Annotated in this window: 18 protein-coding genes and 1 pseudogene; 15 read left to right on the top strand and 4 right to left on the bottom strand. The window is 41.5% G+C overall.

Translation table 11 applies throughout. The annotated features are described in order from the left end of the window. The first annotated feature begins 33 nt into the window (after positions 1-33). Together lspA and AB2Q86_RS09840 are read left to right on the top strand one after the other, a co-directional pair. Positions 34-498 (top strand): signal peptidase II, encoded by a 465-nt coding sequence (lspA, locus tag AB2Q86_RS09845; protein ID WP_003729506.1) that lies wholly within the window; start codon positions 34-36, stop codon positions 496-498. Next, positions 498-1,406, top strand: coding sequence for an RluA family pseudouridine synthase (locus AB2Q86_RS09840; RefSeq protein ID WP_003729507.1), 909 nt, complete (start codon positions 498-500; stop codon positions 1,404-1,406). The genes lspA and AB2Q86_RS09840 overlap by 1 nt, the downstream gene beginning before the upstream one ends. A gap of 17 nt (positions 1,407-1,423) precedes the next feature. On the opposite strand, the gene AB2Q86_RS09835 is transcribed toward AB2Q86_RS09840, so the two are convergent. Beyond that, positions 1,424-2,248, bottom strand: a complete 825-nt coding sequence (locus AB2Q86_RS09835; RefSeq protein WP_003729508.1) for an STAS domain-containing protein — start codon at positions 2,246-2,248, stop codon at positions 1,424-1,426. 87 nt (positions 2,249-2,335) lie between these two features. Then, on the bottom strand, positions 2,336-2,566 hold the full coding sequence (locus AB2Q86_RS09830) for a hypothetical protein (protein ID WP_003736940.1): 231 nt from the start codon (positions 2,564-2,566) through the stop codon (positions 2,336-2,338). A gap of 231 nt (positions 2,567-2,797) precedes the next feature. Here AB2Q86_RS09830 and pyrR point away from each other — a divergent pair, with 231 nt between their 5' ends. The 10 genes and pseudogenes from pyrR to pyrE all read left to right on the top strand — a co-directional run bounded on the left by pyrR (position 2,798) and on the right by pyrE (position 14,343). Further along, positions 2,798-3,349: a bifunctional pyr operon transcriptional regulator/uracil phosphoribosyltransferase PyrR gene (gene pyrR / locus AB2Q86_RS09825; RefSeq protein WP_003729510.1), complete on the top strand. Its 552-nt coding sequence runs from the start codon at positions 2,798-2,800 to the stop codon at positions 3,347-3,349. Positions 3,350-3,477: 128 nt separating this feature from the next. Next, entirely contained in the window at positions 3,478-4,764 is a 1,287-nt protein-coding gene (locus tag AB2Q86_RS09820) for a solute carrier family 23 protein (RefSeq protein ID WP_003729511.1), read from the top strand. An 84-nt stretch (positions 4,765-4,848) separates the two neighbouring features. Continuing rightward, positions 4,849-5,760, top strand: coding sequence for an aspartate carbamoyltransferase catalytic subunit (locus AB2Q86_RS09815; protein WP_012581110.1), 912 nt, complete (start codon positions 4,849-4,851; stop codon positions 5,758-5,760). After that, positions 5,748-7,028, top strand: coding sequence for a dihydroorotase (locus AB2Q86_RS09810; RefSeq protein ID WP_012581111.1), 1,281 nt, complete (start codon positions 5,748-5,750; stop codon positions 7,026-7,028). The genes AB2Q86_RS09815 and AB2Q86_RS09810 overlap by 13 nt, the downstream gene beginning before the upstream one ends. Beyond that, the gene (locus AB2Q86_RS09805) at positions 7,025-8,116 is read left to right on the top strand and encodes a carbamoyl phosphate synthase small subunit (RefSeq protein WP_012581112.1); all 1,092 of its coding nucleotides are present in this window, start codon (positions 7,025-7,027) and stop codon (positions 8,114-8,116) included. Before AB2Q86_RS09810 ends, AB2Q86_RS09805 begins: the two co-directional genes overlap by 4 nt. Beyond that, a complete protein-coding gene (gene carB, locus AB2Q86_RS09800) occupies positions 8,109-11,321 on the top strand; it encodes a carbamoyl-phosphate synthase large subunit (protein ID WP_003736936.1) in 3,213 nt (1,070 codons plus the stop codon). Before AB2Q86_RS09805 ends, carB begins: the two co-directional genes overlap by 8 nt. A 19-nt stretch (positions 11,322-11,340) precedes the next feature. Next, positions 11,341-12,108: pseudogene (locus tag AB2Q86_RS09795) on the top strand (dihydroorotate dehydrogenase electron transfer subunit); the annotation flags it as partial. Beyond that, positions 12,105-13,019: a dihydroorotate dehydrogenase gene (locus AB2Q86_RS09790; RefSeq protein WP_003733086.1), complete on the top strand. Its 915-nt coding sequence runs from the start codon at positions 12,105-12,107 to the stop codon at positions 13,017-13,019. The pseudogene AB2Q86_RS09795 and the gene AB2Q86_RS09790, both read left to right, overlap by 4 nt. Beyond that, the gene (gene pyrF / locus AB2Q86_RS09785) at positions 13,016-13,717 is read left to right on the top strand and encodes an orotidine-5'-phosphate decarboxylase (RefSeq protein WP_012581113.1); all 702 of its coding nucleotides are present in this window, start codon (positions 13,016-13,018) and stop codon (positions 13,715-13,717) included. The genes AB2Q86_RS09790 and pyrF overlap by 4 nt, the downstream gene beginning before the upstream one ends. Then, the gene (gene pyrE, locus AB2Q86_RS09780; RefSeq protein ID WP_012581114.1) at positions 13,714-14,343 is read left to right on the top strand and encodes an orotate phosphoribosyltransferase; all 630 of its coding nucleotides are present in this window, start codon (positions 13,714-13,716) and stop codon (positions 14,341-14,343) included. Before pyrF ends, pyrE begins: the two co-directional genes overlap by 4 nt. Before the next feature lie 41 nt (positions 14,344-14,384). Here the strand turns inward: pyrE and AB2Q86_RS09775 are convergent, their stop codons facing one another. Beyond that, positions 14,385-14,984 carry a short chain dehydrogenase gene (locus tag AB2Q86_RS09775; protein WP_003729519.1) on the bottom strand — a complete coding sequence of 200 codons (600 nt, stop codon included), beginning with the start codon at positions 14,982-14,984 and terminating at the stop codon, positions 14,385-14,387. 86 nt (positions 14,985-15,070) lie between these two features. After that, a complete protein-coding gene (gene fbpA / locus AB2Q86_RS09770; protein ID WP_012581115.1) occupies positions 15,071-16,783 on the bottom strand; it encodes an Rqc2 family fibronectin-binding protein FbpA in 1,713 nt (570 codons plus the stop codon). A 156-nt stretch (positions 16,784-16,939) separates the two neighbouring features. Here fbpA and AB2Q86_RS09765 point away from each other — a divergent pair, with 156 nt between their 5' ends. From AB2Q86_RS09765 to rpoZ, 3 genes are read left to right on the top strand one after another with little or no spacing between them, the layout of a single operon-like run. Next, entirely contained in the window at positions 16,940-17,815 is an 876-nt protein-coding gene (locus AB2Q86_RS09765; protein WP_012581116.1) for a YicC/YloC family endoribonuclease, read from the top strand. Between the two features lie 18 nt (positions 17,816-17,833). Then, positions 17,834-18,451 (top strand): guanylate kinase, encoded by a 618-nt coding sequence (gene gmk, locus AB2Q86_RS09760; protein ID WP_003725659.1) that lies wholly within the window; start codon positions 17,834-17,836, stop codon positions 18,449-18,451. Continuing rightward, positions 18,451-18,654, top strand: a complete 204-nt coding sequence (gene rpoZ / locus AB2Q86_RS09755; protein ID WP_003729523.1) for a DNA-directed RNA polymerase subunit omega — start codon at positions 18,451-18,453, stop codon at positions 18,652-18,654. The genes gmk and rpoZ overlap by 1 nt, the downstream gene beginning before the upstream one ends. Positions 18,655-18,715 lie beyond the last annotated feature (61 nt).

Below are 18,715 nucleotides of genomic sequence, written 5' to 3'. Positions count from 1 at the left end.
TTATCTAACTGATGTGAAAAGAGGGTTCGGAAAATGTATTATTATCTAATCACCCTAGCTGTAATTGCGCTAGATCAATTGACGAAATGGATAGTTGTTCAAAATATGGAAATTGGACAGAAAATAGAAGTGATTCCTGGTTTCTTATACTGGACAAGCTACCGTAATGACGGAGCGGCTTGGAGTATTTTAGAAGGGCATATGTGGTTTTTCTATCTTATTACCGTCATTGTTATTGGAATTATAATTTATATTATGCAAAAATATGCCAAAGGAAAGCGACTATTTTCTATTAGTTTAGCGTTTATTCTAGGTGGTGCGATTGGTAATTTTATTGACCGAATCTTGCATCAAGAAGTAGTGGATTTTGTACAGACAGTATGGGGAAATTATTACTTCCCAATTTTTAATGTGGCAGATGCCGCGCTTTCAGTTGGTGTCGTACTAATGCTCGTGTATGTTTTTGTAGACGACCGCAAAACGAAAGGAATTAAATAATGCAGAATGAAACATTGATTATAGAAGAAAGTCATGCGCGCGAACGTGTGGATAAAGTGATTGCTGAAATGATGGGAAAAAGTCGTTCAGCGATACAACTCATGCTAAAAAGTGGCGATATTACGGTTAACGGAGAACTTGCGAAACCGAATTACAAAGTACAAGTTGGCGACGAAATTCATTATGAAGTGCGCGAACCAGAAGAACTTGAAGTGTTAGCGGAAGACATTCCACTAGATATTTACTTTGAAGATAAAGATATGCTTGTCGTAAATAAACCAGAAGGAATGGTTGTTCATCCATCTGCCGGTCATGCAAGTGGGACGCTAGTGAATGCCTTACTTTTCCATTGTGATGATTTATCTGGAATTAATGGTAAAATTCGTCCAGGGATTGTGCACCGGATTGATAAAGATACATCTGGCTTACTCATGGTTGCCAAAAATGACCACGCGCATGAATCATTAGCAAAACAATTAAAAGACAAGACTTCGGACCGGGAATATATTGCGCTTGTTCACGGTGATATTGTCCACCAAAAAGGAACCATCGAAGCCCCAATCGGTCGAGCAAAAGAAGACCGTCAAAAAATGGCTGTTGTACGCGACGGTAAAGAAGCAAGAACGCATTTTGAAGTGTTGGAGCGTTTACCGGGTTACACACTTATTAATTGTAAATTAGACACGGGTCGTACGCACCAAATTCGTGTGCACTTGAAATATATCGGGCATCCTTTAGCCGGTGATCCGAAATATGGACCAAAAAATACGATAAAAGGCAATGGCCAATTTCTCCATGCCGCAAAATTAGGATTTGACCATCCGACAACGAATGAACGGATGACGTTTGAAGCACCACTTCCTAGTTCATTTGAAAAAGCATTAAAATCTTTACGTCAAGAAGATTAAAAAAGAAGCAAGAACACCTATTTACGGGCGTTTCTTGCTTCTTTTTCTTTCATAAGTGTTTTTGTTGCTTGGCGTAAGGTTGCAAATGTTTTGATACCGCGTTGTTCCGTCAGATTAGCTTGAACCATCACTTTGGCTGTTTGTGGTTGCATACCTGTAATAATCGGCGTAACGCCTACTAATTTAAGTGATGAGAAAAAATGGTCAATATAATCGCCGATGTGAGGAGACTCTAATTGGACGCCGGATAAATCAATAATTAAATAATTCACCGGTTGCTCGCAAGCTTCATAAAGCGCTGTTTCGGTAATTTGTTTTGCTCGGTCATCCGTAATTTTACCAATCAATGGTAAAAGAAAAACTTTTTCGGCAATCCAAATTAATTTGGTGGATTCTTTAATGATTTGATTTTCTTTTTGCAGCATCATTTGTTCGTGTGCACGATTATAACCCTCGATTAAGTGCTGTGTAAAGCTACTAAATACTTGATGAAGTTTGATGCTAAATAAATATAATTCACGGTAATTAGTAGGTTCTATATTGTTTTCTGATGCATAATCGAGTAAAAACTCTTCCAATAAGCGAATATGGAACAAAATCCGGGAAATCCCAAGCGAAGTGATAAATTGTGCTTTTCCTAATTCGTGAGCGAACGTATTCATTTTCCCTAAGTCTTCTGTCATGCCAATAAATAAATTTTCTAACACAAAGCCCGTTTCATCCATAAGCCGATGATCATTTTTCAAAGTGAAAATATAGGGATCGTCGACGGATACATAATATGTTAGCCAACCTTGCACGACTGTTTCTTTCTGTTGTAATAAGCTATTCATTATGCTCATTCTGTTCACCTCTTAAGTACATGTTTTTAGCTATTTCAGCATAGCACATAGAACTGTTAAAATGGACTAATTTCTAGTAGGAGGGAACTATTTCGAGCTGCTAATATGAAGAAAATGTGAAAACTTAAAAAAAGTCACAAAAAAAGAATCATCTTCTTGGTGATTCTTTCGCTTCTTACTATAAAGATATCCTTTTTTTGTTTTCGTTTGTTTGGAACTTAAATCGATGAGTGCAAAGGGGCTACGCTTGATTTCAGGATTCAAATGACCTTCGCGTATGAGCTTTTGTCTTTTCTTTTTTGCTTTAGATATAGCCATATGTTTGGCCTCCTTTATTTTATTATTAATAGTATAACATGTTTTTCGTTTTTTTGATTGACAAGGGGAGTTCTATCGGTTAAGATAAGTCTAATGAAATAAAGTCCTTTAACATAGTCCAGAGAGGCTAAGAAGGTGACGATAATTTGACGGGTTATTTGTATACTCGCACGCGTTCCCTTGCTTACACTGGCAGAGGGTTATTTTTTTGCGCAAAAGGAGAGATTTCGGATGCAAAAACAAGTAGTTGTCATGGACGAGGCGGCAATCAAACGTGCACTCACTCGAGTAAGTTACGAAATCATCGAGCGAAACAAAGGCACGAAGAATTTAGCGCTTGTCGGTATTAAGACGCGTGGTATCTATCTTGCAGAGCGTTTGCATAAGCGGATACTGGAAATTGAGGGTATTGATGTGCCGGTTGGGGATATTGATATTACACTTTACCGAGATGATTTATCTTTCAAAGATGATAAAACTCGCGAGCCCGCTGTACATGGGACGAACATTCCATTTGATATTAATGGAAAAAAAGTCGTTCTTGTAGATGATGTACTTTATACAGGTCGAACTGTGCGTGCCGCAATGGACGCATTAATGGATGTAGGTAGACCTGCGCAAATTCACCTTGCAGTGCTTGCTGATCGGGGCCATAGAGAGCTACCAATCAGAGCAGACTACGTAGGGAAAAACATTCCAACATCAGGAAACGAACGAGTAGAAGTGCGCTTAACCGATGTGGATCATGCAGAAGATGCAGTTATTATTAACAAAAATGAATAACAATGTAACACTTTTTTAAAAGCAGTCCTGTGAGGCTGACAAAGAGTGATTAATTTCTATAGGGGATTATTCTATACTCTTTGTCGACACAGACAAGGGGTATTTTTTATGAAGAAAGAGGGAAGAAAATGACAGAAACGACAGAAACAGTGACAAAACCAGTACTAGATATACACGAAAGACCAAGCTTTAATAAATGGATTATTCTTAGCATCCAGCACCTTTTCACCATGTTTGGCTCTACTATCTTTGTGCCAAGTGTGACAGGGTTAAGTCCGGGAGTAGCGCTTGTATCTAGCGGACTCGGGACACTTGCTTATCTAGGAATTACTCGCGGGAAAATCCCCGCATATCTAGGTTCTTCCTTTACCTTTATTGCACCAATTACCGCACTACTTGCAGCCAAATCTGGCGGGGGACCGGGCGCAGTTATGGTCGGAACTTTCTCCGTCGGTGTAGTATATGCGATTGTTTCTCTGATTGTTTACTACGCGGGTGTTGACTGGATTCAAAAGGTTTTACCACCAATTGTTGTTGGACCAGTAATCATGGTTATCGGTTTGTCACTTGCTCCAAGCGCAGCGGCGATGGCGATGGGAACAAACAATGGTAAATACAGTTTAGAAACTTTGGCAGTAGCAGTAATTACGCTCCTTGCAACCATAATCGCCATGATGTTTTTCAAAGGATTTATGGGCTTGATTCCGATTTTGTTCGGCTTCACAGTCGGATACTTAACGAGTATGGCTTTTGGTATGGTAGATTATACGTTAATCAAAAATGCGTCTTTCTTCCAAATTCCAGATTTCAGCATTCCATTTGTTAATATCGACCCAGTAATTACCGTGACGGTCATTTTAAGTATGGCGCCACTTGCGTTTGTCACGATGGCGGAACATATGGGGCATCAATTATTGCTGAATCGAATTACGAATAAAAACTTTTTTAAAGACCCAGGACTTCATCGTTCCTTGCTTGCGGATGGTACGGCTTCGATTATCGCATCGTTTATCGGCGGACCACCTGTAACGACTTACGGTGAAAACATTGGCGTTCTAGCAATTACAAAAGTATATAGCGTGTTTGTTATCGGAGGAGCGGCAGTTTTCGCAATCCTCTTCGGATTTATCGGTTACATCAATGCAGTTATCACCTCGGTTCCTACAGCAGTTCTAGGCGGCATTTCCCTGTTACTCTTTGGGGTTATTGCAACAAGCGGACTTCGAATGATGATTGAAAATAAAATTGATCTAAGTGTTAATCGTAATATGATTATTGCTTCGGTTGTGCTAGTAGTCGGAATTGGCGGCTTGTTCATTCAAGCAGGAACATTCCAACTTTCAGGTATGGCACTCGCAGCAGTTATCGGGATTATTTTAAACTTAGTCTTACCAGCCGAGCATAGATCAGCCTAACATGACACACGACAAAAAAACCTCTGCAGATATAATACGCCAGAGGTTTTTCTATAAAATGAAGTAGAAAAGGTGGCGCTTTAAATGAAAAATTTGTTGTCAATGGAAGCATTAACCGTCCATGAAATCGAGCATTTATTAGGGCAGGCGGCACAGTTTAAACGCGGGAAAAAAGCAACTTTTACGGAACAAGCTTTCGCGGTCAATATGTTTTTTGAACCAAGTACGAGAACACATACGAGTTTTGAAGTAGCGGAGAAAAAGTTAGGAGTCGAGGTGGTTTCCTTTGATGCTGCGAGCTCTAGCATGACTAAAGGGGAGACGCTCTACGACACCCTGCTCACCATGCAAGCAGTTGGAGTGAATGTGGCAGTAATCAGGCATTCAGAAGAAAACTATTACGAGGGTCTTGAAAACTTAGATATTGCTATTGTAAACGGCGGGGATGGCTGTGGGGAACATCCGAGCCAATCATTACTCGACTTATTTACGATAAAGGAGCAATTTGGTACTTTTCAAGGATTGAAAGTAGCGATTGCTGGTGATATCAGGCACAGCCGAGTCGCGAATTCCAATATGAAAGTGCTAAAAAGACTTGGAGCGGAACTGTTTTTCTCGGGACCGAGAGAATGGTTTGACGAAAGTTGCTTAGCATATGGCACCTACTTGCCGGTCGATGAGATGGTAGAAAAAGTTGATGTGATGATGCTATTACGGGTACAACATGAGCGCCATAGTGGAACAGAGGCGTTTACGAAAGAAAGCTATCACGAAAAATTTGGTTTAACGATTGAGCGGGCGGCAAAGCTAAAAGCAGATGCGATTATTATGCACCCAAGCCCTGTAAACCGAGATGTGGAAATCGCTGATAGCTTAGTTGAAAGCGAAAAATCACGCATTGTTACGCAAATGACAAATGGCGTTTTTATAAGAATGGCCATTTTGGAAGCTATTTTAAAAGAACAGGAAATGAGGGCGAAATTATGTACGTATTAAAAAATGGGCAAGTATTAAACGCGTCAGGTGAACTGGAAAACAAAGATGTACTTATTCAAAACGGTAAAGTCAATTTGATTGCGGATTCCATTGAAGTAACAAGCGGCGAGGAATTTGATGCGACCGGGAAATTAATTGCCCCAGGTTTTATCGACGTCCATGTACATCTTCGTGAGCCGGGCGGGGAACATAAAGAAACCATTTTGACCGGAACACAAGCGGCGGCACGTGGTGGTTATACGACAATTTGCTCGATGCCAAATACAAAACCTGTTCCAGATTCCAAAGAAGTAATGGAAAATTTACAAGCAAAAATCAAAGAAACAGCGGAAGTTCGCGTATTGCCATATGCTTCGATTACGACAAGCCTCGGAACGGACGAATTAGTAGATTTCGAAGCTTTAAAAGAAGCCGGGGCATTTGCTTTCACCGATGATGGGGTGGGCGTGCAGCTAGCTGGAACTATGTACGAGGCGATGAAACGAGCGGCAGCACTAGATATGGCGATTGTAGCTCACTGTGAAGATAACTCGCTTATCTACGGAGGCGTTGTGCATGACGGAATTTTTGCTGAAAAAGAAGGTCTTAAAGGCATTCCGAACATTGCGGAATCAGTCCAAATCGCACGGGATGTTTTGCTAGCAGAAGCAGCAGGTTGCCACTATCATGTTTGCCATATTTCGACAAAAGAATCTGTTCGAGTTGTGCGAGATGCGAAACGGGCAGGAATTCGTGTCACTGCCGAAGTTTCACCGCACCACTTAATTTTAGATGAAGAAGCTATTCCGGGAAATGACGGGAATTGGAAAATGAACCCACCACTTCGCAGTAAAGCTGATCGGGCGGCACTTTTAGAAGGCTTACTGGATGGTACGATAGATTTTATCGCAACTGATCATGCTCCACACGCAGCGGAAGAAAAAAATGTACCGATGGAGCAAGCTGCTTTCGGAATTGTAGGTCTAGAAACGGGATTCCCATTACTATATACACATTTTGTTAAAACGAACGAATGGACATTAAAACAGCTAATCGACTGGATGACTGTAAAACCAGCGGAATGCTTTAAACTACCTTACGGGAAATTAGAAGAAGGCAGCGTAGCAGATATCGTCGTTCTTGATTTAGAAAAAGAAGCGACCATTGACCCAGCTACTTTTTATTCAAAAGGAAAAAACACACCATTTGTAGGAGAAACGTGTATTGGATGGCCGGTAGCAACGTTTGCAGAAGGAACACTTGTATACAATGAGGGGGAAATTAAATGACAAAGCGAATTTTAATGCTAGAAGATGGCAATTATTTTATCGGTGATGCGATTGGTAGTGAAAAAGAAACCATTGGTGAAGTTGTCTTCAATACTGGAATGACTGGCTACCAAGAAACAATCACTGACCCTTCGTACTATGGCCAAATTATTACTTTTACGTATCCACTTGTTGGAAATTACGGCGTGAACCGCGACGATTTTGAATCTATCAATCCCGCTGTGAAAGGTGTTGTGGTTCGTGAGGCTGCAGAATTCCCTTCCAACTGGCGCAATCAAATTACTTTAGATCAATTTTTGAAAGAAAAAGGCATCCCGGGAATCGCGGGAATTGATACGCGTAAATTAACGAAACTAATTCGTAAAGAAGGAACGTTAAAAGGCATTTTAGCAGCAGAAACAGCAAACAAAGAGGAATTGCTACACCACTTGCGCTCTGTACGTTTGCCAGTCGATCAAGTACATGAAGTTTCCTCCGCTAAAGCATTCGCAAGTCCTGGCGATGGTAAACGAGTGGTACTTGTCGATTATGGTGTAAAAAGTTCGATTTTACGGGAACTGAATAAACGTAACTGTTACGTGACGGTTGTTCCTTACAACACAACAGCCGAAGAAATTCTTGCAATGCATCCGGATGGCGTGATGTTATCCAATGGACCTGGGGATCCGAAAGATGTACCAGAAGCATTAGAAATGATACGCGGCATTCAAGGCAAGCTACCACTATTCGGAATTTGCTTAGGGCACCAACTGTTTGCACTTGCGAACGGAGCAGATACATTTAAACTGAAATTCGGGCATCGTGGCGCGAATCATCCGGTGAAAGAACTAGCTACAGGACGTGTTGATTTCACTGCACAAAACCACGGTTACGCAGTAGAAAAAGATTCACTTATTGGAACAGATTTAAAAGTAACACACATTGAATTAAATGATGAAACAGTAGAAGGGCTGGCGCATAAAGAATATCCAGCCTATACAGTACAATATCACCCAGAAGCAAACCCAGGACCAAGTGACGTCAACTACTTATTTGATGAATTTATGGAAATGATGAATGGGAAAGAGGAGGGTGAACTACATGCCTAAACGTGACGATATAAAAACAATTCTAGTAATCGGTTCTGGCCCAATTGTTATTGGACAAGCAGCAGAGTTTGATTATGCTGGGACACAAGCATGCCTGAGTTTGAAAGAAGAAGGGTACCGGGTAGTTTTAGTGAACTCGAATCCAGCGACAATTATGACGGATGCAGAAATGGCCGACAAAGTTTACATTGAACCAATTACGCTTGATTTTGTATCGCGCATTATTCGTAAAGAACGTCCGGACGCCATTTTACCAACCCTTGGGGGGCAAACGGGATTGAATATGGCGATGGAACTTTCTGCTGCTGGGATTTTGGATGAATGTAACGTAGAAGTACTTGGGACGGATTTAACGGCGATTAAAAAAGCGGAAGACCGTGAAGCTTTCCGGGACTTGATGAATGAACTAGGGGAACCAGTGCCAGAAAGTGACATTATTCATAATTTAGACGAAGCGTATACTTTTGTTGAACGTATCGGCTACCCAGTTATCGTGCGCCCGGCATATACGCTTGGTGGTTCTGGCGGCGGGATTTGCCACAATGAACAAGAATTAATTGAAACGGTGACAAGTGGTTTAAAACTGAGTCCAGTAACACAATGTTTACTAGAAAAAAGTATCGCTGGTTTTAAAGAAGTGGAATATGAAGTAATGCGTGATGCGAACAATAACGCAATGGTTGTTTGTAACATGGAAAATATTGACCCAGTCGGCATACATACAGGAGATTCGATTGTTGTCGCACCAAGCCAAACGCTTTCCGACCGCGAATACCAATTGTTGCGCGATGTGTCGTTGAAAATTATCCGCGCACTAGAAATTGAAGGTGGCTGTAACGTTCAACTGGCACTTGATCCAGATAGTTATAATTACTATGTTATCGAAGTAAACCCACGTGTGAGCCGTTCCTCTGCGCTAGCTTCCAAAGCGACCGGCTACCCAATTGCCAAACTTGCAGCGAAAATCGCAGTTGGCTTAACACTGGATGAAGTGAGAAATCCAGTGACAGGAACAACTTTTGCCCATTTCGAACCAACACTAGATTATGTTGTTGCGAAAATCCCACGCTTTGCTTTTGACAAATTTGAGCAAGCGGATCGTCGCCTTGGCACACAAATGAAAGCAACTGGTGAAGTCATGGCAATTGGCCGTTCATGGGAAGAAGCGCTACTAAAAGCAGTTCGCTCCCTAGAAATCGGCGCTGACCATCTGTTGCTTGAAGAAGCGGAAAATGCTGACGAAGCAACATTAGAACGCAAAATTTGCTTCCCAGAAGATGATCGTTTATTCTTCCTAGCAGCAGCTTTGCGCCGTGGTCAAACAATCGAACAACTCCACGCGAAAACAAAGATAGATTTATTCTTCTTATATAAATTAAGTAAAACAATCGAACTGGAAAATCGTATCAAAGAAAATCCACATAACCAAGAAATTTTGGCAGAAGCGAAACGGGCCGGTTTTTCTGACGCTTTCCTTGCAACTTGTTGGAATGTCGATGAACAAGCGATTTATGACTTAAGAAAAGCACAAAATCTTTTCCCAGTATACAAGATGGTTGATACGTGTGCAGCGGAATTTGAATCGACAACACCTTATTTTTACAGCACATATGAAGAGGAAAATGAGTCAACACGATCAGCGAAAGAAAGCGTGATTGTCCTTGGTTCTGGTCCGATTCGGATTGGGCAAGGGGTAGAATTCGACTATGCAACGGTGCACTCCGTGTGGGCCATTCAACAAGCGGGCTATGAAGCAATTATCATTAATAATAACCCAGAAACCGTTTCGACCGACTTTAGTATCTCGGACAAACTTTACTTTGAGCCTTTGACGTTAGAGGATGTCATGCACGTTATTGAAATCGAGCAGCCGCTAGGGGTCGTTGTGCAATTTGGTGGGCAAACAGCGATTAATTTAGCAGACGGTTTAGCAAAACGCGGCGTGAAAATTTTAGGTACAAGTTTAGAAGATACGGACCGCGCAGAAAACCGTGATGCCTTTGAAAAAGCATTAGAAATCCTACAAATTCCACAACCAGCTGGGAAAACGGCCACATCGGTAGAAGAAGCAATCAACGTAGCAACAGATATTGGCTATCCGGTTCTTGTACGCCCATCATATGTACTTGGTGGTCGAGCAATGGAAATCGTAGAATCAGAAGAAGCATTAAAACATTATATGACGAATGCGGTAAAAGTAAATCCAAAACACCCAGTTTTAGTAGACCGTTACGTAAGCGGCCAAGAAGTAGAAGTAGATGCAATCAGTGACGGCGAAAACGTCTTAATCCCTGGTATCATGGAACATATCGAACGTGCGGGAGTTCATTCAGGTGACTCGATTGCCGTATATCCAGCGCAACGTTTAAGCAGTCAAGTGAAAAATACGATTGTGGACTATACGACAAGACTGGCAACTGGTTTAAACATTATCGGAATGCTGAACATCCAATATGTCGTAGATGGCGAAGAAGTTTTCGTTATTGAAGTAAATCCGCGCTCAAGCCGGACGGCGCCATTTTTAAGTAAAATTACCGAAATCCCAATGGCGAATGTGGCGACAAGAGTTATCTTAGGGGAAAACTTAATCGACCTTGGTTACACGCCAGGACTTGCTCCAGAAAAACAAGAAATTTTTGTCAAAGTGCCGGTGTTCTCTTTCGCGAAATTGCGTAGTGTGGATACGTCGCTTGGACCTGAAATGAAATCGACCGGAGAAGTTATGGGGAAAGATGTGACACTTGAAAAAGCACTCTATAAAGGTTTTGTAGCGAGTGGGACAACAATGCATGACTACGGGACAGTACTTTTAACTGTAGCTGACCGCGATAAAGAAGAAGCCGTAGAACTAGCGAAACGTTTTAATCGCATAGGCTTTACTATCATGGCAACAAAAGGAACAGCAAGCACGTTAGAAGAAGCAGACATTCCTGTTTCTCAAGTGAAAAAAATCGGGGAAAATCAAGAAACGCTGATCGATTATATTCGAAATGGCCAAGTAACGCTCGTAGTGAACACATTAACGACTGGTAAACGACCTGAGCGTGATGGCTTCCAAATTCGCCGCGAATCCGTTGAAAATGGTATTCCGGTCTGTACCTCGCTCGATACAGCGGAAGCAATCTTACGTGTACTGGAATCGCGCTCTTTTGAACTAGAATCGATGAATGCCAGTGAAGTAAAACAACCTAAAGCACGAGTATAAATAGAAGAAACGGGGTGGAACCGTGTTACAGACGGAAATGAAGGTCATTCAGCAAACCGAAATTGCAGATAAAGTATACGAACTAATTTTAACAGGGGAATGTGTAGCAGATATGTCGCCGGGACAGTTTTTAATGCTGAAACCGAGTCGTTCTGATTTACTTATGAGACGACCGATAAGTATTTGTTCTTACGATAAAACCGCAAAGACATGCATTCTGTTGTATCGGGTAGAAGGTGACGGGACAAGAGATTTCAGTAAACTTTCAGAAGGGGATACTATCGATGTGTTAGGTCCGCTTGGAAAAGGATTCGATATCGACCAGACACCTGCACCAAAAACCGCTCTTTTAATCGGGGGCGGAATTGGTGTCCCTCCTATGTATCAACTCGGTAAAGAGTTAGCTGGAAAAGGCGTACAAGTCACGTTTGTAAATGGATTCCAATCTGCGAAAGATAGTTTTTATGAAAAAGAAATGACCGCATATGGCACAGTTCATATTGCGACGGTGGACGGCTCACTTGGAACACAAGGTTTCGTCACAGATGTTACGAAAAATTTTCCAGAAGAACCAGATGTCATCTATAGTTGTGGACCAAAAGCGATGCTCCAAGCAGTGAAAGCTAGTTTCCCGGAAACGAAAACGTATCTTTCTTTAGAAGAGCGCATGGCTTGCGGCATTGGGGCATGCTACGCTTGTGTTTGTCCAAAAGCTGATGATACGAAAAAACAATTTAAAGTGTGCGAAGATGGCCCAGTATTTCGTGCGGATGAGGTGAGTTTATGAACCGATTAGCTGTAGAAATTCCCGGATTATCGCTCAAAAATCCGATTATGCCAGCATCAGGATGTTTTGGCTTCGGACAAGAATATAGCAAATACTATGATTTAAATGAACTTGGCGCGATTATGGCCAAAGCCGTGACGCCAGAACCTAGACTCGGAAATCCCACCCCACGAGTAGCGGAAACCGCAAGCGGAATGCTGAATGCAATCGGCTTACAAAATCCAGGTCTAGAGCATGTTTTAGCGCACGAGCTCCCATTTTTAGAACAATTTGAAACACCGATTATCGCTAATGTGGCGGGTGCGACGGAGGATGATTATGTCCAAGTCTGCGCCCGAATTGGTGAATCAAAAGCCGTGAAAGCAATCGAACTCAATATTTCCTGTCCAAATGTAAAACACGGGGGTATCGCATTTGGAACAGACCCGGAAGTTGCGCACCGTTTAACGAAAGCCGTGAAAAATGTTGCAACTGTGCCAGTTTACGTGAAATTATCACCGAATGTAGCGGATATTGTTTCCATCGCGCAAGCAATTGAAGCAGCTGGAGCAGACGGACTGACGATGATTAACACCTTACTTGGCATGCGTATTGATTTAAAAACAAGAAAACCAATCATCGCAAATGGAACAGGTGGACTGTCTGGCCCAGCGATTAAACCGGTGGCTATTCGGATGATTCACCAAGTCCGCGCGGTAAGCAATATCCCTATCATTGGCATGGGCGGCGTGCAAACAGTAGATGACGTACTAGAATTCTTGATTGCCGGAGCAGATGCAGTCGCAGTAGGCACGATGAATTTTACCGACCCATTCATTTGCCCAAAATTAATTAGTGAACTACCAAAAAGAATGGATGAACTCGGTATTTCTTCCCTACAAGAACTTAAAAAGGAGCGAGCAAATCAATGAATAAACCCATTATCGCGCTAGATTTCCAAACGTACGAAGAAGTAGAACAATTTTTAGCCAAATTCTCCGGAGAAGCTTTATCCGTGAAAGTCGGTATGGAACTTTTTTATAGCAATGGTCCCATTATCGTTGAAAAAATAAAGCAACAAAATCATGAAATCTTTCTAGATCTAAAATTGCACGACATCCCGAACACTGTCAAAAGTGCGATGGTAGGCTTGGCAAAACTTGGTGTTGATATGGTTAACGTACACGCGGCCGGTGGTAAGAATATGATGGAGGCAGCTTTGGAGGGACTCGAAATAGGATCCGGGAGTGGCAAGCGTCCAAAAATTATCGCAGTGACACAACTAACTAGTACAAGTGAGGCGAGCATGCAAAGCGAGCAATTAATAAAAACAAGCCTACTTGAGTCCGTGCTACATTATAGTGCTTTAACAAATCAAGCTGGACTAAACGGTGTAGTTTGTTCCGCTCTTGAAGCAGAAGCAATCAAACAACAAAATGGCGCTGACTTTTTACGTGTCACACCAGGTATACGACTAGCAAGTGACGCAGCAGACGATCAAATACGTGTCGTCACACCAGAAAAAGCGCGTTTGATTGGTTCAACAGATATCGTTGTTGGGCGTTCCATCACCCGCGCAAATGACCCAGTAGCAGCCTATAATCAAGTTTTAAAGGAGTGGAATGTATGAGTATTGAAAAACAAGTAGCCGAACAATTATTAGAAATCAAAGCCGTATTTTTAAAACCGAATGATCCATTCACGTGGGCATCCGGAATTAAATCTCCCATATACTGTGACAATCGCCTAACGCTAGGTTTTCCAAAAGTCCGCCAATTTATCGCCAAATCTTTAGCTGAAAAAATTAAACAAACATTTGGCGAAGTGGATGTGGTTGCAGGAACCGCAACAGCTGGAATTCCACATGCCGCATGGGTAAGTGATTTGCTTGATCTACCAATGGTCTACGTCCGCTCAAAAGCCAAAGAACACGGTAAAGGAAACCAAATCGAAGGGCCAATCACAAAAGGGCAAAAAGTAGTCGTGATTGAAGACTTGATTTCGACCGGCGGAAGCTCACTAAAAGCAGTGGAAGCTTTAGAAGAAGCGGGCGCTGAAGTGGTTGGAATTGCGGCCATTTTTACATATGGACTAGACAAAGGCAAACAACTACTAGAAGCATCCGGCACAAAACTAGTAACCTTAACAAACTATGACGAGCTAATTGAAGTAGCTTTAAATGAAAATTACGTGACCGCTGAAGATATGGCAACATTAAAAGAATGGAAGAAAAATCCGGAAAACTGGGGTAAATAAAAAAGAAGCTCACCTTTATAATAGGTGAGCTTCTTTTTCTCTTAGTAGATTTTATAACTTTCGCCAGTTTGTGCACCAAAAACACTTTTTTCAAATGCACGAGCGACTTTTGCAGCTGGGACTGGAACGAATCCTTGGAAAAATGATTCTAGTTTGTCCCAAGATTCTTCTAAAACATTCGGACTCACTGTGTTAATCCGAATCCCGCGCGGCATTTCAATTGCAGCTGATTTGGCAAAAGCGGTAACCGCGCCATTTGCCATCGCAGCAGAAGCCCCTTGGACGATTGGATCTTCCATCATGATTCCTGTCGTAAGCGTAAAACTTCCTCTATCATTCAAGGAGTCAATACCCAGTAAAACGAGATTAATTTGACCACCTAATTTACTACTAATCGTCACCGCATTTTTCTCTGGCGTTAATTCTGTTAAAGGCGAAAAAGTGGCGCTTCCTGTGGCCGAAACAATCGCGTCGACTTTGCCAACCTGCTCGTACATTTTTTTAATACTATCAACACTCGTAATATCGACCGTCACATCGCCGCTATGTCTGCCAGCAGTAATTACTTCGGCTTTTTTCTCCAAACGATCTTTCACCGCAGAACCAAGCGTACCAGAAGCACCAATTAATAAAATTTTCATTTGTCTATCATCCTTCCAATAAAAAAGTAAAGTCAGTTAACTTGTACCCTAAAATAAAAAGAAAAAACGGCTCCAAGAAGGAACCGTTAATTTTTTAAGGATAAAACAAGTTTTTCATCAGGTGTAACAAAATAAGTCGTTTGGTTATCGTAAATGACATAACCAGGTTTGGCACCATTTGGTTTTTTTACGTGTTTTACGAGCGTGCCGTCGACGGGAACCGTTGCTGAAAGTCGTGCTTTTGAGTAATAGGCGGCAATCATTGCGGCTTCAGTAATCGAGGTCTCGTCTGGATTATTCGATTGAATCACCACATGCGAACCAGGCAAATCTTTTACGTGGAACCAATATTCATTATTCCTAGCTAATTTATTCGTTAAATAATCATTTTGCTTATTGTTTTTCCCAACCAAAATCGATAATCCGGTGGAAGAAGTATATTTTTCTGGAGTAGGTAAAGTCGCTTTTTTGCGGCCGCCTTTTTTCTGTTTGTAGCGAAGATAGCCTTGTTCAGCGAGTTCTTGGCGGATTTCTTCCACATCTTGTGGGCCGGATGTTTCAAGTTGCGATTCTACAGACTCTAAATAAGTAATTTCTTCTTTCGTGAGTGCGATTTGCTCTTTCACTACTTCGACCGCGTTACGCAGTTTTTGGTAGCGGCTAAAGTAGCTTTGGGCATTGGCTGACGGTGTTTTTCTAGTATCAAGCGGAATCGTCATTTTCTTCATATCATCGTAAAAGTTTTCTACCGTAATCTCTGCCATCCCACGCTCCATTAAATGCAAATTGGCAGTTAAAAGTTCACCTTGAATACGATAAATATCTGCTTTTTCCGTTTCGAGTAAAGTGTTTTCGAGTTTTTCGATTTTCAGCCTGCTTCGAGCAAGTTCGTTGGATAAGAGTTTTTCTAAATCATGTGCAAATTGATGGACACGATCACGACGCGCTTTACCTATATAAAAATGGTCTAATAGGGTGCTTAAATTCGCGAATTCGGTTGTTTCTGCATCGACATGGCGGAGCGGGAAGAAATAGTAATCCTCTTTATTTTGGATGCGCCACTCATTTGGGACAGCAGCACTTCCTAGATGTGCATTCACCAATTCCATTACTTCGAAAAAGGCAGCAACTAGCGAATCTGCCGTTAAGTTCCCAGCGCGAAATACTATTTCCCGAGCAAGTAAAGGGCTGAATCCTGCAAAATGTTGTACAAGTTGTTTATCCATTCGACCCGCAGAGAAATCTAGTCTATCCAGAATTTGCTCCGAAGTAACCTCAAATGGATGGAGTTTATCCGTTGCAGGAGGTAATACATAAGTCGCTCCTGGAAGCAGTGTTCGGTAACTATTTTGGGCAGGGGAAACGTGCTTAATACAATCAACAATCACATTTTTCGCACGGTCGACAAGGGTAATATTACTATGCCGTCCCATAATTTCTACAAATAAATCACAAAAACGATTTTCGCCGATATCATCTTTGCCGCGAATACTAAATTGTAAAATTCGTTCATTAGGAAGTTGCGTAATCGATTCAATAATCGCGCCTTCTAAGTATTTTCGCAGTAACATACAAAACATCGGTGGGGTTGCTGGGTTTTCGGGAATATCATCGGTCCACTGAATCCGCGCATAGCTTGGATGCGAGGAGATCAGTAAACGTTTATTTTCACGGTTTTTTCGAATATATAAAACAAGTTCATGCGAGAACGGTTGATGGATTTTCATAATACGTCCGCTTTCTCCGTGTTCGGCAAGTTCTTCGGTCATCGCTTTTAAAAACATTGCATCAAACGCCATAAGTTATTCATTCCTTTGTGAGTTAGTTACTTTCTATTTTAACATACATTCCGAAAATGTATTGTATGCAAGGAGTAGCTTTGGTATAATAAGAAGTCAGAACAAATTTCAAGTAATCTTAGAGGGAACTTTAAGTTATGAAAGGTGTCTTGCCAAATGGTGAAAAGCATGACGGGATTTGGGCGTGCGACGAAAGAATTTGAAGCGTTCAAAGTAACCATTGAATTAAAAGCAGTCAACCACCGCTACTCCGAATTTCTTTTTCGGATGCCAAAGCAACTTGCTTATTTAGAAGGAAAATTAAAAAAGACCATAAGTAAGCAAATCAAACGTGGTAGAATCGAAGTTTTCTTTTCCATCACGGGAGAGCAAATCTCAAAACGTGAACTACATATTGACTGGGACCTCGCAGACAGCTATTACCGTTTTATCAAACAAGCAAGCGCTAGATATGAATTACAAGAATTACCAACTATGGCCGATTTACTGCAAGAACCAGCTTATCTTTCTATTGAGGAAGAAGCGGAAGCGAGTAGCGAACTAGAGCGATTAGTTTTAGAAACACTCGCCCGCGCAACCGAGCGACTAGATGAGATGAGAAGTATGGAAGGTGCAGAACTACTGCTTTATTTCAAACAACATCTTGCCGCACTGGAGAAAAGTTTGGAAATCATTCAAGCCGAAATTCCAAACACAGAAAAACATTATCAAGAAAAAATCGAAACACGTTTACAAAACGTTGTAGGCGACCAATTTGATTCAAGTATTGTTCTTACAGAAGTCGCAATGCTACTTGAAAAGGCAGACATTAACGAAGAAGTCGAACGAACAAAGAGCCATTTAAAGCAATTTTATGGTATTATTTTACTCGAAGAACCAATCGGACGAAAGCTGGATTTTCTGATTCAAGAGATGAACCGCGAAGTGAACACGATTGGCTCCAAAGCAAGTTCTCTAAAAATCACCGAACAAGTGGTAGAAATGAAAACGACGCTTGAGAAAATTCGAGAACAAGTGCAAAATGTGGAATGATATGCAGGAGGGGAAATGATGACAGAAAGAGGACTGTTAATCGTACTTTCAGGTCCATCGGGAGTAGGTAAAGGAACTGTTCGGGAAGCTGTTTTTAAAGATCCAGAAACAAGTTTTGATTATTCTATTTCTATGACAACGCGTCTTCCTCGCGAAGGCGAACAAGACGGGGTCGATTATTATTTTCGTTCAAGAGAAGTTTTTGAACAAGCTATCAAAGACGGAAAAATGTTAGAATATGCAGAGTATGTCGGTAACTATTACGGCACTCCGCTTGAATATGTCGAGGAAAAACTTGCCGCAGGAGTGGATATTTTTCTCGAAATTGAAGTGCAAGGAGCAATGCAAGTTCGAAAAGCGATGCCAGAAGGGATTTTCATTTTCTTAACGCCACCAGATTTGTCCGAACTTAAAAACCGGATTATCGGGCGCGGTACAGAATCGATGGAAGTTGTCGAGGAACGCATGGAAACAGCTAAGAAAGAAATCGAAATGATGGCGTCTTATGATTATGCTGTGGTGAATGATGTAGTTGCAAACGCCGTACAAAAAATCAAAGGCATCGTCGAAACAGAACACTTAAAAACTGAGCGAGTAATTCATCGCTACAAAAAAATGTTGGAGGGATTACAATGATGTTATATCCATCAATTGATAATTTATTGTTAAAAATCGACTCAAAATATTCACTAGTTACCGTGGCTGCCAAACGTGCACGCTACATGCAACTGGAAAATGATAAAGGCGTATTGCCAAGCTACCAATCCGACAAATTTGTTGGGAAAGCGTTAGAAGAAATTCACGCTGGAAAATTAGTTTTAAAAAACGACGATAAATAAGCTTAACTGCTCCGCTTTCTTGCGGAGCTTTTTTGTTAGTTACATGTGCAGTAAAAATAAG

The sequence above is a fragment of the Listeria monocytogenes genome (assembly GCF_041765605.1).
Lineage (GTDB): Bacteria > Bacillota > Bacilli > Lactobacillales > Listeriaceae > Listeria > Listeria monocytogenes_D.
This window is presented reverse-complemented; position numbering and strand designations above follow the sequence as displayed.